The organism is Pararhodobacter marinus (genome assembly GCF_003122215.1).
Lineage (GTDB): Bacteria > Pseudomonadota > Alphaproteobacteria > Rhodobacterales > Rhodobacteraceae > Pararhodobacter > Pararhodobacter marinus.
Window position 1 is genome coordinate 231,532 of the sequence record NZ_QEYD01000007.1, and the last position, 14,403, is coordinate 245,934.

Annotated in this window: 17 protein-coding genes; 6 read left to right on the forward strand and 11 right to left on the reverse strand. The window is 66.5% G+C overall.

What is annotated here, in order from left to right; all coding sequences use genetic code 11:
- Positions 1-62: 62 nt before the first annotated feature.
- The 5 genes from moaB to rpmI form a co-directional block, all read right to left on the reverse strand.
- On the reverse strand, positions 63-605 hold the full coding sequence (gene moaB, locus C4N9_RS13285) for a molybdenum cofactor biosynthesis protein B (RefSeq protein ID WP_109533812.1): 543 nt from the start codon (positions 603-605) through the stop codon (positions 63-65).
- A gap of 8 nt (positions 606-613) precedes the next feature.
- A complete protein-coding gene (locus C4N9_RS13290) occupies positions 614-1,222 on the reverse strand; it encodes a LysE family translocator (protein ID WP_109533813.1) in 609 nt (202 codons plus the stop codon).
- Entirely contained in the window at positions 1,219-2,052 is an 834-nt protein-coding gene (locus C4N9_RS13295; RefSeq protein WP_109533814.1) for a uracil-DNA glycosylase, read from the reverse strand. Before C4N9_RS13295 ends, C4N9_RS13290 begins: the two co-directional genes overlap by 4 nt.
- Before the next feature lie 135 nt (positions 2,053-2,187).
- The gene (gene rplT, locus C4N9_RS13300; protein ID WP_109533815.1) at positions 2,188-2,556 is read right to left on the reverse strand and encodes a 50S ribosomal protein L20; all 369 of its coding nucleotides are present in this window, start codon (positions 2,554-2,556) and stop codon (positions 2,188-2,190) included.
- 17 nt (positions 2,557-2,573) lie between these two features.
- Positions 2,574-2,774 carry a 50S ribosomal protein L35 gene (rpmI, locus tag C4N9_RS13305; protein ID WP_109533816.1) on the reverse strand — a complete coding sequence of 67 codons (201 nt, stop codon included), beginning with the start codon at positions 2,772-2,774 and terminating at the stop codon, positions 2,574-2,576.
- Between the two features lie 231 nt (positions 2,775-3,005).
- Between rpmI and C4N9_RS13310 the strand changes: the two genes are divergently transcribed.
- Positions 3,006-3,467 carry a PaaI family thioesterase gene (locus C4N9_RS13310; protein ID WP_109533817.1) on the forward strand — a complete coding sequence of 154 codons (462 nt, stop codon included), beginning with the start codon at positions 3,006-3,008 and terminating at the stop codon, positions 3,465-3,467.
- 43 nt (positions 3,468-3,510) lie between these two features.
- On the opposite strand, the gene C4N9_RS13315 is transcribed toward C4N9_RS13310, so the two are convergent.
- On the reverse strand, positions 3,511-3,750 hold the full coding sequence (locus tag C4N9_RS13315; protein ID WP_109533818.1) for a hypothetical protein: 240 nt from the start codon (positions 3,748-3,750) through the stop codon (positions 3,511-3,513).
- A gap of 31 nt (positions 3,751-3,781) precedes the next feature.
- Positions 3,782-5,227, reverse strand: a complete 1,446-nt coding sequence (pyk, locus tag C4N9_RS13320; RefSeq protein WP_109533819.1) for a pyruvate kinase — start codon at positions 5,225-5,227, stop codon at positions 3,782-3,784.
- Positions 5,228-5,444: 217 nt separating this feature from the next.
- Here pyk and C4N9_RS13325 point away from each other — a divergent pair, with 217 nt between their 5' ends.
- The 4 genes from C4N9_RS13325 to C4N9_RS13340 all read left to right on the forward strand — a co-directional run bounded on the left by C4N9_RS13325 (position 5,445) and on the right by C4N9_RS13340 (position 9,149).
- A complete protein-coding gene (locus C4N9_RS13325; RefSeq protein WP_109533820.1) occupies positions 5,445-5,774 on the forward strand; it encodes a DUF1244 domain-containing protein in 330 nt (109 codons plus the stop codon).
- A gap of 324 nt (positions 5,775-6,098) precedes the next feature.
- Positions 6,099-6,383: a hypothetical protein gene (locus tag C4N9_RS13330; protein ID WP_109533821.1), complete on the forward strand. Its 285-nt coding sequence runs from the start codon at positions 6,099-6,101 to the stop codon at positions 6,381-6,383.
- Between the two features lie 168 nt (positions 6,384-6,551).
- Positions 6,552-7,844 carry a calcium-binding protein gene (locus C4N9_RS22370; protein ID WP_109533822.1) on the forward strand — a complete coding sequence of 431 codons (1,293 nt, stop codon included), beginning with the start codon at positions 6,552-6,554 and terminating at the stop codon, positions 7,842-7,844.
- A 177-nt stretch (positions 7,845-8,021) separates the two neighbouring features.
- Positions 8,022-9,149, forward strand: coding sequence for a calcium-binding protein (locus tag C4N9_RS13340; RefSeq protein WP_109533823.1), 1,128 nt, complete (start codon positions 8,022-8,024; stop codon positions 9,147-9,149).
- Between the two features lie 97 nt (positions 9,150-9,246).
- Here C4N9_RS13340 and C4N9_RS13345 read toward each other — a convergent pair whose 3' ends face one another.
- The 4 genes from C4N9_RS13345 to dgcN all read right to left on the reverse strand — a co-directional run bounded on the left by C4N9_RS13345 (position 9,247) and on the right by dgcN (position 13,051).
- A complete protein-coding gene (locus C4N9_RS13345) occupies positions 9,247-10,110 on the reverse strand; it encodes a D-amino-acid transaminase (RefSeq protein WP_109533876.1) in 864 nt (287 codons plus the stop codon).
- A 49-nt stretch (positions 10,111-10,159) separates the two neighbouring features.
- The gene (locus tag C4N9_RS13350; RefSeq protein WP_109533824.1) at positions 10,160-10,900 is read right to left on the reverse strand and encodes a metallophosphoesterase family protein; all 741 of its coding nucleotides are present in this window, start codon (positions 10,898-10,900) and stop codon (positions 10,160-10,162) included.
- Positions 10,897-11,859: an N-acetyl-D-Glu racemase DgcA gene (gene dgcA, locus C4N9_RS13355; RefSeq protein ID WP_109533825.1), complete on the reverse strand. Its 963-nt coding sequence runs from the start codon at positions 11,857-11,859 to the stop codon at positions 10,897-10,899. The genes C4N9_RS13350 and dgcA overlap by 4 nt, the downstream gene beginning before the upstream one ends.
- 190 nt (positions 11,860-12,049) lie before the next feature.
- The gene (gene dgcN / locus C4N9_RS13360) at positions 12,050-13,051 is read right to left on the reverse strand and encodes an N-acetyltransferase DgcN (RefSeq protein WP_109533826.1); all 1,002 of its coding nucleotides are present in this window, start codon (positions 13,049-13,051) and stop codon (positions 12,050-12,052) included.
- 347 nt (positions 13,052-13,398) lie between these two features.
- On the opposite strand from dgcN, the gene C4N9_RS13365 reads away from it, so the two are divergent.
- Positions 13,399-14,358, forward strand: a complete 960-nt coding sequence (locus tag C4N9_RS13365) for an L-malyl-CoA/beta-methylmalyl-CoA lyase (protein WP_109533827.1) — start codon at positions 13,399-13,401, stop codon at positions 14,356-14,358.
- Positions 14,359-14,403: the final 45 nt, after the last annotated feature.

Below are 14,403 nucleotides of genomic sequence, written 5' to 3' on the forward strand. Positions count from 1 at the left end.
ACTTAACCTACGAAGAATGCCGCCCGCTGGATCACCGGGCAAGCCTGTCACGTCCCGGCGCGTCACTTCCGTCGCAGATGTTCGTCAAGCCGGGGCATGATTTCGACGAAATTGCAGGGCCGGTGACGGAAATCGAGCTGCCAGTGCAGGATTTCGTCCCACGCATCCTTGCACGCACCGGGCGATCCGGGCAGCGCGAACAGGTACGTCCCGCCCGCGACGCCGCCGGTGGCCCGGCTCTGGACCGCCGAGGTACCGATCTTCTGCATCGACACCATGGTGAAAACCGTGGCGAAGGCTTCGATCTCTTTCTCGTAGACATCGCGATGCGCCTCGACCGTCACGTCGCGGCCGGTCAGGCCCGTGCCGCCGGTGGACAGGATGACATCGACGCCCTCGTCATCGATCCACTGCCGCAATTGCTGGGCGATCAAGGCGCGCTCGTCGGGTAGGATCATCCGCCCGGCAAGTTGATGCCCGTCCGCCGTCAGCCTCTCGACAAGCACATCCCCCGAACGGTCGTCTTCCAGCCTGCGGGTATCCGACACGGTCAGCACGGCGATCCGCACCGGGATGAAGGATTTGCTTTCGTCGATACGGCCCATGCTCTGCCTCATTTCAGGAATGCAAGCCGGGCCGCCAGCCCGGCAAAGATCACGGCCGAGAGACGGCCCAGCACCGTGGCAAAGCGCGCCGAGCGCATCAGCCGTCCGGCCAGCCCCCCGGCCGCAAGCCCCACCGCGCCGTTCACCAGCAATCCGCCCAGACTGAGAATGCCGCCGAACAGCAGGAATTGCGGCAGGATCGGCCCGGCAGGGTCAAGGAATTGCGGGATGAACGCCAGCACGAACAGGATGACCTTGGGATTGGTCAGGTTGACCATCAGTCCTTCGCGAAATGCCCGCCGGGGCGAGACCGGCGGCATATCGGGCAGGCCCGACGCGCGCAGGGATTTCCACGCGAGCCAAAGAAGATAGGCCACGCCCAGCCAGCGGATCGCGTCGAACAGCGCCGGATGCGCCGCGACCAGCGCGCCCAGCCCCAGCCCCGCCACCCCGACATGCACCATGCCGCCCAGTGCGATACCCAGATTGGCCGCCATCGCCGCCCGTGGCCCGCCGCGCAGCCCCTGTCCCAGACAGAACATCATGTCCGCGCCGGGCGTCAGGTTCAGCGCCAGCGCGGCCGGGACAAAGGTCAGAAGGGTCCACGGGTCGATCATGGCAGGCTGCGCAGACGCGCCTGCAATTCCAGAAGATCGGCCCAGGCCTCGCGCTTGGCGTCGGGCGAGCGCAGCAGATAGGCCGGATGCAGCATCGGGATCGCCGGACGCCCCGCGACCTCGGCCCATTTGCCGCGCAGTTTCAGGATCCCGCGCCGGCCCAGGAGCGCGTCGCAGGCGACGTTGCCCACCACGACCAGAATCTCGGGATCGGCCAGTTCGATATGGCGCAGCAGGAAGGGCCGCAGCATCGCCAGCTCGTCCTTCGTGGGCTCGCGATTGGCGGGCGGACGCCATGGGACGGTGTTGGTGATGTACAAGGCCTGCCCCGGATCAGGACTTTCGCGCGACAGGCGGATCGCGCCGAACATCACGTCCAGAAGCTGGCCCGCGCGGCCCACGAAGGGACGCCCTGTGCGGTCCTCGTCGGCGCCCGGCCCCTCGCCCACGATCATCACACGCGCCTGCGGATTGCCATCGGCGAAGACGCAATTGCGCGCGCCGCGCTTCAGGCCGCAATGCGGGAAGACCGACAACGCCTCGTGCAGCGACGGCAAGTCCTGCGCCGCGCGCGCCGCGCGTTCGGCGGCGTCGATGGCGACGGCGGCCTCGTCCGGCGGGGGTGCGGCGGGCGCAGCCGCAGCGGCGCCGGACGGGGCCTCGTGCCGGGGTTCTGGCGAAGCCTCGCGCGCCGCCTCACGCTCGGCCCGGGCTTCGGCGACCGAAGCGAATCGGTCCACCGGATCGGCGCCCAGCGCCTCCGTCACGCCCAGTTCCACCTGCCATTCCAGCAAGGCCCGGGCCAAGTGCCAATCCATCGCCGCGTTCATGCGCGCGACCCTAGCCTATCGCGCGCGCCGCGCCAATGCGGCGCACCGCGCCGCGCATGGCAAAACAGGCGCCAAGAAGAAGGGGCCGCCCCGAAGGACGGCCCCTGCCGGATTTCCAAACGTCCGAAGGATCGCTTACGCCTTGGCGGCGGCGTCCTGCGCGCTGCTCACGATCTGGGCAAACGCCTCGGGCTCGTGAACGGCCAGATCGGCCAGAACCTTGCGGTCGACTTCGATCCCCGCCACGTCCAGCATGTGGATGAAGCGCGAATAGGTCAGCGACGGATCGATCGCGCGGACCGCAGCGTTGATCCGCTGGATCCACAGCGCGCGGAAGCTGCGCTTGCGGGCCTTGCGGTCACGGGTGGCGTATTGGTTCGCCTTGTCGACCGCCTGCGTGGCGGTACGGAAGTTGCGCGAACGGGCGCTGTAGTAACCGGACGCCTGCTTGATAACCTTGCGGTGACGGGCGTGGGTGACCTTGCCGGATTTGACGCGTGCCATGTGTGTCTCTCCTCAGCTCAGCGGTCGTAAGGCATGTAGGACTTGACGATCTTCGCGTCCTGATCGCTCAGCACCGTGGTGCCGCGCGCGTCGCGAATGAACTTCTTGGTCCGCTTGATCATGCCATGGCGCTTGCCGGCCTGAGCCGATTTCACGTGGCCATTGGCCGTGACCTTGAAGCGCTTCTTGGCGCTCGCCTTGGTCTTCATCTTGGGCATTTCCGTCTCCTGTCTTGGCGAGAGGTCAGAACGCGCGACTCGGCATGCCACTTGGGCCGGTCACGCGGGTGATGAGCGCGCCCTCTACCGCGCGCCCGCAGGCTTTGCAAGGGCCATCGGCCCGCGATCGCGGCTGTCGCGCAGAAAACGCCCCGACGCAAGGTCACGCCACCGGCAGCTTTGCATCGGCGCGCCACCGGAGTAGCCCTGTTGCAACAACAGAGGTGCCCCATGACCGAGACAAACACCCCCGAACCGATCTGGAAAACCCCCTTCTCCATCGACCGCGCCAACCAGCTCAGCAAGGGATGCGCGAACGAACGGCTGGGGATCGAGCTGATCGAGGCCGGCCCCGATTACGTCGTGGGCCGGATGCCGGTCGACGAGCGCACCAAGCAGCCCGCCGGCATCCTGCATGGCGGCGCCTCGGTGCTGCTGGCCGAAACGCTGGCGTCCTTTGCCGGGGCGTTCTGCGTCGATCCGGAAACGCAATCCGTCGTCGGGCAGGAAATCAACGCCAACCACCTGCGCTCGGCCACGTCGGGCCATGTCACCGGCACCGCGCGGCCCCTGCATCTGGGACGCCGCTCGCATGTCTGGGAAATCCACATCACCAATGACGACGGCAAGCTTGTCTGCGTGTCGCGCATGACGCTGGCGGTGGTCGACCGGCCCTCTTCCGGCCGGTACTGACCCGGCCCCGCCTGCCCTGGTTGGCCCCGTCTGGCCGCGCGCCTCAGCGCGGCCAGTACCGCGCCGCGGTCTCGATCAGCAGGTCGGGGATCGTGCGCCAGTCATAGCCGCCGCCGGGATGGGTGAGTTGCGCCCAGACCACCACCAGCCCCCCCAGAACCACCAGAATCAGCGCAGCCCAGGGAAAGCGCCGGTCGGCCCAGGCCGAGACCAGCGCCACGAAGGCGAGCGGGAAAAAGACCAGCCCCACGAGAAAGAGGAGGTCGCGGTCGAGCATATCCATGGATCGGCGGCCTTTATTGTCTGGCGCGCAGTCAATCGCCCTCGGCGCGGTAAATCAAGCGCTCGTCGCAGGGGGCGACGCGCAGGATGTTGGTCGTACCCTGCTGGTTGAACGGCACGCCCGCCGTGACCACGATCTGATCGGCCTGCGTCCCGAAACCCAATTCGCGCACCGCCCGCGCGGCGCTGACCACGGCGGATTTGAACCGCTCGATCGGGCCGGTCGCCACGCAGGTGACACCCCAGACAAGGCAGAGCCGCCGCAGCGTATGGACCGAGGTGCTCAGCGCAAGGATCGGCACATGCGGCCGCTCGCGCGCGACTTTCAGCGCGGTGGTGCCGGATTCGGTGAAACAGCAGATCGCCTTGATATCCGTCGATTCCGCGATTTCGCGCGCCGCCGAGACGATGCCATCGGCGATCGAGGTCCGCTCGTAGACCCGGAAGGCGGCGATCACCTGCCGGTAGGTCGCGTCCTTTTCCACCGACAGGGCGGTGTTGTGCATCGTGCGCACGGCCTCGACCGGGTAATTCCCCGCCGCCGATTCCGCCGACAGCATCACCGCGTCGGCGCCCTCATAGATCGCGGTGGCGACGTCCGATACCTCGGCCCGTGTGGGCATCGGGCTTTCGATCATCGATTCCATCATCTGCGTGGCCACGATCACCGGCTTGGCCAGCGCGCGCGAGCGCCGCACCAGCCGCTTCTGGATCGGCGGCACGGCATGGACCGGCAGCTCGACCCCCAGATCCCCGCGCGCGACCATGATCCCGTCGGACACCGCGGCGATCTCGTCGAAGCAATTCACCGCCGCCGGTTTCTCGATCTTGGCCAGGATCGCGGCCCGGCCCCGCGCCAGTTCACGGGCCTCTTCCACGTCCTCGGGGCGCTGCACGAAGCTCAGCGCCAGCCAGTCGACCCCCAGGTCGCAGACGAATTCCAGGTCGGCCTTGTCCTTGTCCGACAGCGCGCGCAGCGGCAACACCACGTCGGGAACGTTGACGCCCTTGCGGTTCGAGATGACGCCCGCCACCACGACGGTGCACTCGGCGTAATCCGCGCCGCAATCCTCGACCTTCAGCCGGATCTTGCCGTCGTTGACAAGCAGGCTGGCGCCCGGTTTCAGTGCCGCGAAAATCTCGGGATGGGGCAGCGTGACGCGCTTGTGGTCGCCCTCGGCCTCGTCCAGGTCGAAGCGGAAACGCTCGCCCTCTTCCAGCTCGACCGCGCCCGCCGCGAACGTGCCCACCCGCAGCTTCGGCCCCTGCAGATCGGCCAGAAGCGCGATCGGGCGACCGGTCTCCTTTTCGATCTGGCGCACGATGGCATGGCGCGCCGCGATCTCGGAATGCGAGCCGTGGCTCATGTTCAGGCGGAACACGTCGGCGCCGGCATCGAACAGCGCGCGGATGGTCGCCATGTCCGACGATGCCGGGCCCAGCGTGGCCACGATCTTGACGTTGCGGTTGCGGCGCATGGCGCCTCCTTCCTGCTGTTCTTGGGCGTTGCTGTTTCCTATCGCGCAAATGTTACGATGCGGCAACCGCCCAGACGGGGTTCGTGTGAACGCTAACACCAGTTTTCGTCAAATGTTAAGCGCCACCCGTCCCCCTGCCCCGCAGCGCGCGCCTTGACCCGTGCGGAGCAAAACGCCAGTTCTTGCGTCAGGCGAACAAGGATTGAGCGAGGCTGTCATGGATGACGCAACCCGGACCCGGATCGAGGCCGCGACCTATCGGCGGCTGATCGAGCACCTGATGCACGACCGCCCCGACGCGCAGAATATCGACCTGATGAACCTTGCGGGTTTTTGCCGCAACTGCCTGAGCCGCTGGTACGGCGAGGCGGCCGCGAAAGAAGGTATCGACCTGTCGAAAGAGGAATCGCGCGAGATCGTCTACGGCATGCCCTATGACGACTGGCGCGCGAAGAACCAGCGCGAGGCGACGCCCGAACAGCTGAAAGCCTTCGACACCGCTTTCGAGCAGAATGTCGGCCCGAAAACGGACGCGACCAAGGACTGAGGTGCCCGGAAGTCCTGCGCGAATCACGACGCCCGGCGCCTGCGCCGGGCGTTCGCGTTTCGGCGGCGGATCCGCAGGACGGCGCGCCCGGCCATTTCCGCCGTCCCGACAATAAGTCACGCGGCAAGCGACTGTTTTCGCATGAGAACGAAACAGGGGTGAATTACGGCGAAAACTTGACGAAGATGTGGCGAATAGCGTCAGGTCGCTGGAATACGAAGAAACGACCGACACGCCGGGTCTCCGGGTTCGGCGCGCCCGCGAGAAATCCGGTGCGGCCGACCGGCAATCCCCCGCATCGAGCAAGAGGCAAAACAGACTCCGATGACCACCCGCGCCCCGTACGCCACCGCCCCGACCGATCATGCCGAGCGCTCCGCCCGTCCGCGCGACGCCCGCGTGATCACCGATTTCGAGGCCGGCGACCGCCTGCACCTGGCCATCCCCTACCGGCGCGGCACCCCGCCGCCGCAGGTCTCGTTCCATGCCAATGATGCCGGGGACCTGCTGGTGATCGTCGATGGCGCGGTTATGACGATCCTGTCGGGCGGGGCGATGATTGACCTCGAATCGGAGGTGATCGTGGACCTGGTGGCGACACGAAGCTGAAAGCGGGGCGCGAATTTTGAAACAATTCGGCCCAAGAAGATTCATTGTTTCCGTTCTGACGCTCAGAAACGGCAGCTTGACGAGTTGCGGCGTCAACGGACCTTGATCTCCAAGGGCATTAAGAGTTCGTTAACTAATTAAAGACGGTTTGTTCACGAGGTAACCGCGATGGCTTTGATCGGATTGTTTGCGACGCTCGGCCTTGCCGCAGCGCTCGGAGGAGTTGCCACGGCAAGTCCCGTCGACGACGACGCCCAGCCCGATGACGGGATGGACATCGACCGTCTGGGATCCAACGGTGGTGACAGCATCGACGGCACCGATGCCGACGACTTCATCCGGGGCCTGCGCGGCGACGACACGATCACCGGCGCGGGCGGCAACGACTCGATTTACGGCGATGGCGGGCGTGACTGGCTTTACGGCGATGACGGCGATGACATGCTGTCGGGCGGCGACTGGCATGACCGGCTGTTCGGCGGCAACGGCGATGACAGCCTCTGGGGCGGTTCGGGTAACGATGTGCTCGAAGGCGGGCGCGGCGACGATGCGCTGGGCGGCGGGGTCGGCTCGGACCGGATTTTCGGCAACGAGGGTGACGACACGCTGTATGGCGGCGGCAGCAATGACGGCCTGAACGGGGGCATCGGCGACGACCTGATCTATGGCGGCGATGGCGATGACGGCCTGAACGGCGACGAAGGCGACGACACGCTGCTGGGCGGCGACGGACGCGACAACATCAACGGCGGCGGCGGGCGCGACCTGATCCACGGCGGCGAGGGCGGAGACGTGCTGGCCGGCGGAGAATGGAACGACACGCTCCATGGCGAGGGCGGCTGGGACTACCTCGCCGGCGGCAACGGCAACGACATTCTGGACGGCGGCTTCGGCAATGACACGCTCGCAGGCGATAACGGCGTCGACCTGCTGTTCGGCGGCGAAGGCGATGACAGCCTGCTGGGCGGCGACCATGACGACACGCTTTACGGTGGCAGCGGCAGGGACGACCTGGAAGGCGGCACCGGCGACGACTCGGTCTATGGCGGGATCGGCAACGATTTCCTGTCCGGCGGCGACGGGGCGGATTTCGTCGCAGGCGGCGACGGGGCGGATACGCTCACGGGTGGCATGGGCGACGACACCCTGGTCGGCGACCGCATGGATTCCATGGAGGGCGGCGAGGGGCAGGACACCTTTGTTCTGGCCGACAGCTATGTCGACACCGATAGCGGCGAGGCGCTGCAGCTCGGTTACTTCGAACCCGGCCAGGACACGATGATCCTGCGCATCGAGACCGACGGTCAGACCCAGCCCGAAGTGACCACCGAACTCGACCCCGACACCGGCGCGCTCAGCGTGCTTGTCGGCGGGCAGGTCTGGGCGGTGATCGGCAATGGCAGCGACTTCGATCCCGAGACCGATCTCGAGGTGCAATATACCACCGCGACCACGGCTTAGCAGGTCAGGTCAATTGTGTTGGCAATGGAAACAGGCCCATCGAAATGACGTGCCCGTTTCTATTTGCGCACCAATGAAAGCCCCCTACCCCGATCAGTCCGGAACATTTTGATTTAACTTGACAATTCCCGCCCCGCGGTCGACCCTTTCAACCTATTCGTGTCCCCGAGGTGTATCATGGTTTTTGCGTTTCTGTTGCTCGGCGCCGCTCTGGCTTTCGCAGCCGCGGGCTTTGCCCCCGGCCCCGATGACCCGATAGACCCCGAAGATCCCCCGATCGATCCGGAAAACCCGCCCGAGGAAGGCACCGAAGGCGACGACCTTATGCAGGGGGGCGGCGAGGACGAGGCGTTGCACGGCCTCGGCGGAAACGACACGATCAGCAGCGGGGGCGGAGACGACACCCTTCTCGGCGGCGACGGCGACGACCAGCTTTACGGCGACGGCGGCAACAACATCCTGCATGGCGGGAACGGCAACGATGTGCTGGAAAGCCGGCTTGGTAACAACACGCTTTTCGGCGACGATGGCAACGACACCCTGATCGCCAGCACCTCAGGAACCACGATCGGCGACGCAGGCGACGGCGACGACCTGCTCATCTGGGATGAAGGCGAGGCCACGCTGAACGGGGGAGCCGGAGACGACATATTCCGGCTGAACAACGTGTTCTCCGAGGGTCAGCGCAGCGGCATGCTCGAGGGCGGCGAAGGCGACGACACGCTCGAGATGTGGGGCACTTGGTACGGCACCGAAATCTCGGTCAGCGCCGATAATGTCGGCACGATTTCAGGCCCCGACGGCGAAGGCCGGTTCTCGGGCATCGAACGTATCGTTCTGGGGCAGGGCGTCACGCGCTTCGATGCCTCGGAAAGCGATGCGGGCGTCTGGGTCGAGGCTGCGTATGAAGACGAAAGCGGAAGTGACACCGATCTGATCGGCTCGCGCGGCGATGACACCTTGGTTCAGGCATATGGTGGGGGAAGCATAACCGGTGGCGAGGGTGCCGACACCTTCGTGGTGAACAATTCGCATACCTTCGACGGCAACGGCATGCTCGTTCATCCCCAAGCGACGGTCATCACCGATTTCGTCCCCGGCGAGGATCGTCTGGACCTGACCGTGAGCTACCCCGACAGCAATTACACCGACCCGGACAACCCGCCCATCGACCCGCCTGAAATCTCTATCGTCGAAGACCCCGAGACGGGCACCTCAACCATCATGGTGAATGACTCGCCAGCCGTCGTGCTCGAAGGGGTCAGCGGCCTCACGCTGGACGACATCAATCTGACGTTGCTCTGACGCGGCCAGATACGCGTTCCCGGCTGACAAACACCAAAAAAAAGAGGGGGCCGCGATCCGCGTGCCCCCCCTTTCCGTAACCCGTGAGCGATGGCGCTCAGATCGCCGCCTTGCGCATCTCGTCGAGATAGATCTCGCGCATCCGTGCCGCCACGCGCCCCGGCGTGCCATCGCCCAGCGCCGCGCCATCGACCGAGACGACCGGCATCACGAAGGTCGAGGCCGAGGTCACGAAAGCCTCGTCCGCCTGCTGCGCCTCTTCGATGGTGAAGGGGCGCTCGACGACCTCCATCTGCGCCTCGCGCGCGAATTTCAGCACCGCAGCGCGGGTGATCCCGTGCAGGATGTCGTTGGACAGCTGGCGCGTGATGATCTGGTTGCCCTTGACGATATAGGCGTTGTTCGAGGTCCCCTCGGTCACCAGCCCGTCTTCGACCAGCCACGCATCGTCCGCACCTGCCTTCTTGGCCAGCATCTTGCCCATCGACGGGTACAGCAGCTGCGTCGTCTTGATGTCGCGCCGGCCCCAGCGGATATCGGGGATCGAGATGACCGAAATGCCCTTCTTCGCCGCCGGGCTGTCGGCCAGCCCCGGCTTGTTCTGGGTGAACAGAACCACCGTCGGCGGGCAGGTCGCGGGATCGGGCCAGACGAAATCGCGGTCGCCCGGCGCCCCGCGCGAGACCTGCAGATAGATCATGCCCTCGTCGATGCCGTTGATCTCGACCAGCTTGCGGTGGATCGCCAGCCATTCGTCGCGGCTCAGGGGGTTGACCATCTCCAGCTCGTCGAGCGAGCGCTGCAGCCGCGTCACATGGCCGTCGAAATCGATCAGCTTGCCGCCCAGAACCGAGGTCACCTCGTAGACGCCGTCCGCCATCAGGAAGGCACGGTCGAAGATCGAGACCTTGGCCTCGTCCTCGGGCAGGAATTCGCCGTTCAGATACACGGTGCGGGTCATGCGGGTCTCCATCAGTTTGTCAGGTTCTTCCGCCCTGCCGGGCGGCGCGTCAAGGGGCGATCCAGCCGGTGCGCAGGGCCGACGCCCATTCGCCCCGCTCCGCCGATCCCGCCCGGGCCACCATCGCCGCGCTGTCGTAGCGGACGCGGCGAAACAGGACATCCCAGCCGCCCGCGCCCGGCTCCAGCAGCGCGTAGCTCGCCTCGGGGAAACCCGATTCCACCCGGTGCGGCACGGGGTCTTCATCGACATAAGCCGGGCAGCCGACCGAGCCGGGATTGACCACCTGTCGCCCGTCGGCCAGCCGCAGCGCACGCGGCAGGTGCGAATGCGCGCACAAGATCAGCCCGGCCTCGATCCCCGACAGCAACCGCGCGATCGTCCCGCCGTCACGCTGCGCCACCGCGCCATCCCCGGTGATACGCTCGCACAGATAGGTCTCGTCGCTGGCGGGCGTCCCGTGGCAGCAGAAGACGCCGTCGAAACGCAGCACCGGCGGCAACGTGGCCAGCCAGTCCAGCGCCGCGCCCGGCAGCGCGTCATGCGCCGCGCCATCCGAGGGCCCCATCGCCGCGCGCGGCTGATCCAGCAGGTAGCGGTCGTGATTGCCGCGCAGGCACAGCGCGTCCAGCCCCTCAAGCTGCGCCCAAGTGCCGGCGGCATCCAGCGGCCCGCTGAAATGATCGCCCAGGATCACCAGCCGCTCCGCGCCCCGCGCCCGCGCATCCGCCAGCACCGCCGCCAGCGCATCGGCATTGCCGTGAATATCCGCAAGCGCGGCGAGTTTCATCCCCAGAGCCCCGGCTCGGACGGATGCACGCCCTGCTCGTCGAAGGTCAGCGGCGTCTCGCGGTCCTCGGCCAGCAGCAAGGGCCCGTCAAGATCCGTCACCTCCGCCCCCTGCGCCACCAGAACGGCGGGCGCCATGGCCAGCGAGGTCCCCACCATGCAGCCCACCATCACCCGGTAGCCTTCGGCCCGGGCCGCATCGCGCAAAGCCAGCGCCTCGGTCAGCCCGCCGGTCTTGTCGAGCTTGATGTTCACCATGTCGTACTTGCCCTTCAGCCCCGGCAGCGACGCCCGGTCATGGCAGCTTTCATCGGCGCAGACCGGCAGCGGCCGCTCGATCCCGGCCAGAAGATCGTCCTCGCCCGCGGGCAAAGGCTGCTCGACCATCGCCACGCCCAGCCGCAGCAGATGTGGCGCCAGGTCGGAATAGACCTCGGCGGTCCAACCCTCGTTCGCATCGACGACGATCCGCGCCTCGGGCGCGCCCCGCCGCACCGCTTCCAGCCGCGCCATGTCGTCGGGCGTGCCCAGCTTGATCTTCAGCACCGGGCGATGCGCATGACGCGCCGCCGCCGCCTGCATCTTCTCGGGCGTGTCCAGCGACAGGGTGAAACAGGTGATCTCGGGTCCCGGACGGCTCAGCCCGGCCAGCTCCCAGACCCGCTTGCCCGCGCGCTTGGCTTCCAGGTCCCACAACGCGCAATCGACGGCATTGCGGGCGGCCCCGGCGGGCAGCGCCTCCTGCAACTCGGCGCGCCCGATCCCCTCGGGCAGCGCCCGGATTTCCTCGGCCACGCTGTCGAGCGTCTCGTCATAGCGCGCATAGGGCACGCATTCGCCCCAGCCCACCAGCCCGTCCCGCTCGACGCGCACGGTCAGCACTTTCGCCTCGCTGCGCGACCCGCGCGAGATGGTGAACACTTCCGCCAGTCGAAAGCTCTCGGCCTCAACGCTGATCATGTCACCCTCATCTTTTTTCCAGAAATATCCACGGGGTTTCCAAAGGGGGGCGTGCCCCCCTTTGGCGCAGGGAGCGCGAGGGGGCGCGTGCCCCCTCGCCTCACTCATAGCACGGGGACGCGAAGCCCCCCTCGCCTCTCTCACCGGAAGGGGGCGCGAAGCCCCTCGCCACGCCTTCAGAAGACCCGGCTCACACCGCTTCCAGCGCATCGACCAGCTTGGCCGCGCCATAGCGGAACGGATCGGTCGCCGGCAGCCCGGTCTCGGACTCGACCTTGGCCAGATAGACCTTTGCCTCGTCGTCGCTCATGTGCTGGGTGTTGACCGAAACCCCCACCGCCACGCAGGCCGGGTTCGCCACGCGGGCCAGCGCCAGCGCGGTGTCGCGCACCGTGGTGATCGCGGGCAGCTGATAGCCCGGCAGGCCGCGCATATGGCTGCGGGTCGGCTCGTGGCAGATGATCAGCGCGTCGGGCTGGCCGCCATGGATCAGCGCCAGCGTCACGCCCGAATAGCTGACATGGAACAACGAGCCCTGACCCTCGATCAGGTCCCAGTGATCGGCGTCGTTGTCGGGCGTCAGGTACTCGATGGACCCCGCCATGAAATCGGCGATCACGGCATCGAGCGGCACGCCCTCGCCGGTGATCAGGATCCCGGTCTGGCCGGTCGCCCGGAACGAGGCCTTCATGCCCCGCTCGCGCATTTCCTTCTCCATGCACAGGGCCGTGTACATCTTCCCGACCGAGCAATCGGTGCCCACGGCCAGACAGCGCTTGCCGGTCCGCTTCTCGCCATTGGCGATGGGATACTTGACCGAGGGAATGCGCACATCATGCAGCGTGCGGCCGGTCGCCTTGGCGACGGCGGCAAGGTCTTCCTCGTCGCGCAGCAGGTTGTGCAGCCCCGAGGCCAGGTCGAACCCTTCCTCCAGCGCCTGGATCAGCACTTTTTTCCATGTCTGGCTGATGACCCCGCCGCGATTCGCGACGCCGATCACCACAGTCTTCACGCCCGCCGCCTTGGCTTCGGCCAGCGTCATGTCGGGCAGGCCCATATCGGCCTTGCAGCCTTCCAGCCGGAACTGGCCCACGGCGTATTCCGGGCGCCAGTCCTTGATGCCCTGGGCGACCTTGGCGGCCAGCATGTCGGGCGCATCGCCCAGGAAGAGCAGGTAAGGGGTTTCGATCATCGCAGGCTCCAATTCAGGTTCTGACCAGCATGCAACGGGATACGGTAAATGTCCTTGATATTTCGGACAGGCCGGGCCCGAACTATCGAAGATTCTTCTGACCATTGACGAAATCGCGATAGTTTCTTCCACAGCTTCGCCCGAGACCCGCCGATTTCGCGCGGCCTGCGCCGGATTCTCTGGCGCGGCCTGCTCCCCCGGGGCAGCTCTCGGCGCGCCGGTTTTCGCGCCGGATTTCGACGCCTTTGCCCGGATTTTTCGCAGTTGCAGAAAACACCTTGCGCAGCGCAGCGCAACATAATAACCACAGGGACAAGAAATTCGAAACTTCCTATCGCGAGGCCCGAATGTCCTTCCGTATCCAGCCCGCTTCTCCGGCCCGTCCGAACCGCTGCCAGCTTTTCGGCCCCGGCTCGCGCACCGCGCTGTTCGAGAAGATGGCGGCCTCGGCGGCGGATGTGATCAATCTCGATCTCGAAGACAGCGTCGCGCCCTCGGACAAGGACACCGCCCGCGCCAACATCATCCAGGCCACGCACGAGGTGGACTGGAACACCAAGTATCTGTCGGTGCGCATCAACGGTCTCGACACGCCGTACTGGTACCGGGATGTCGTCGATCTGCTCGAACAGGCCTCGGACCGGCTGGATCAGATCATGATCCCGAAAGTGGGCTGTGCGGCAGATATCTACGCCGTCGACGCGCTGGTCACGGCGATCGAACGCGCCAAGGGCCGCACCAAGCCCATCAGTTTCGAGGTCATCATCGAAAGCGCCGCCGGCATCGCCCATGCCGAGGAAATCGCCGCCGCCTCGCCGCGCCTGCAGGCGATGAGCCTGGGCGCCGCCGATTTCGCGGCCTCGATGGGAATGCAGACCACCGGCATCGGCGGCACGCAGGAAAACTACTACATGCTGCATGGCGGCGCGTCCTATTGGTCGGATCCGTGGCACTGGGCGCAGGCCAAGATCGTCGCCGCCTGCCGCACCCATGGCGTGCTGCCCGTTGATGGCCCGTTCGGCGATTTTTCCGACGATGACGGCTTCCGCGCGCAGGCGCGCCGCTCGGCCACGCTGGGCATGGTCGGCAAATGGGCGATCCACCCCAAGCAGGTCGCGCTCGCCAACGAGGTCTTCACCCCCTCGGACGAATCCGTCGCCGATGCCCGTGCCATCCTGAGCGCGATGGAAGAGGCCAAGGCCAACGGTCAGGGCGCCACGACCTACAAGGGCAAGCTGATCGACATCGCCTCGATGAAACAGGCGGAAGTCATCGTCAAACAGGCCGAGCTGATCGCCCGGACGTAAACCCGGCCCGGCGACCGGGGAGGGTCAGCCGGGCATTGGGGAGGA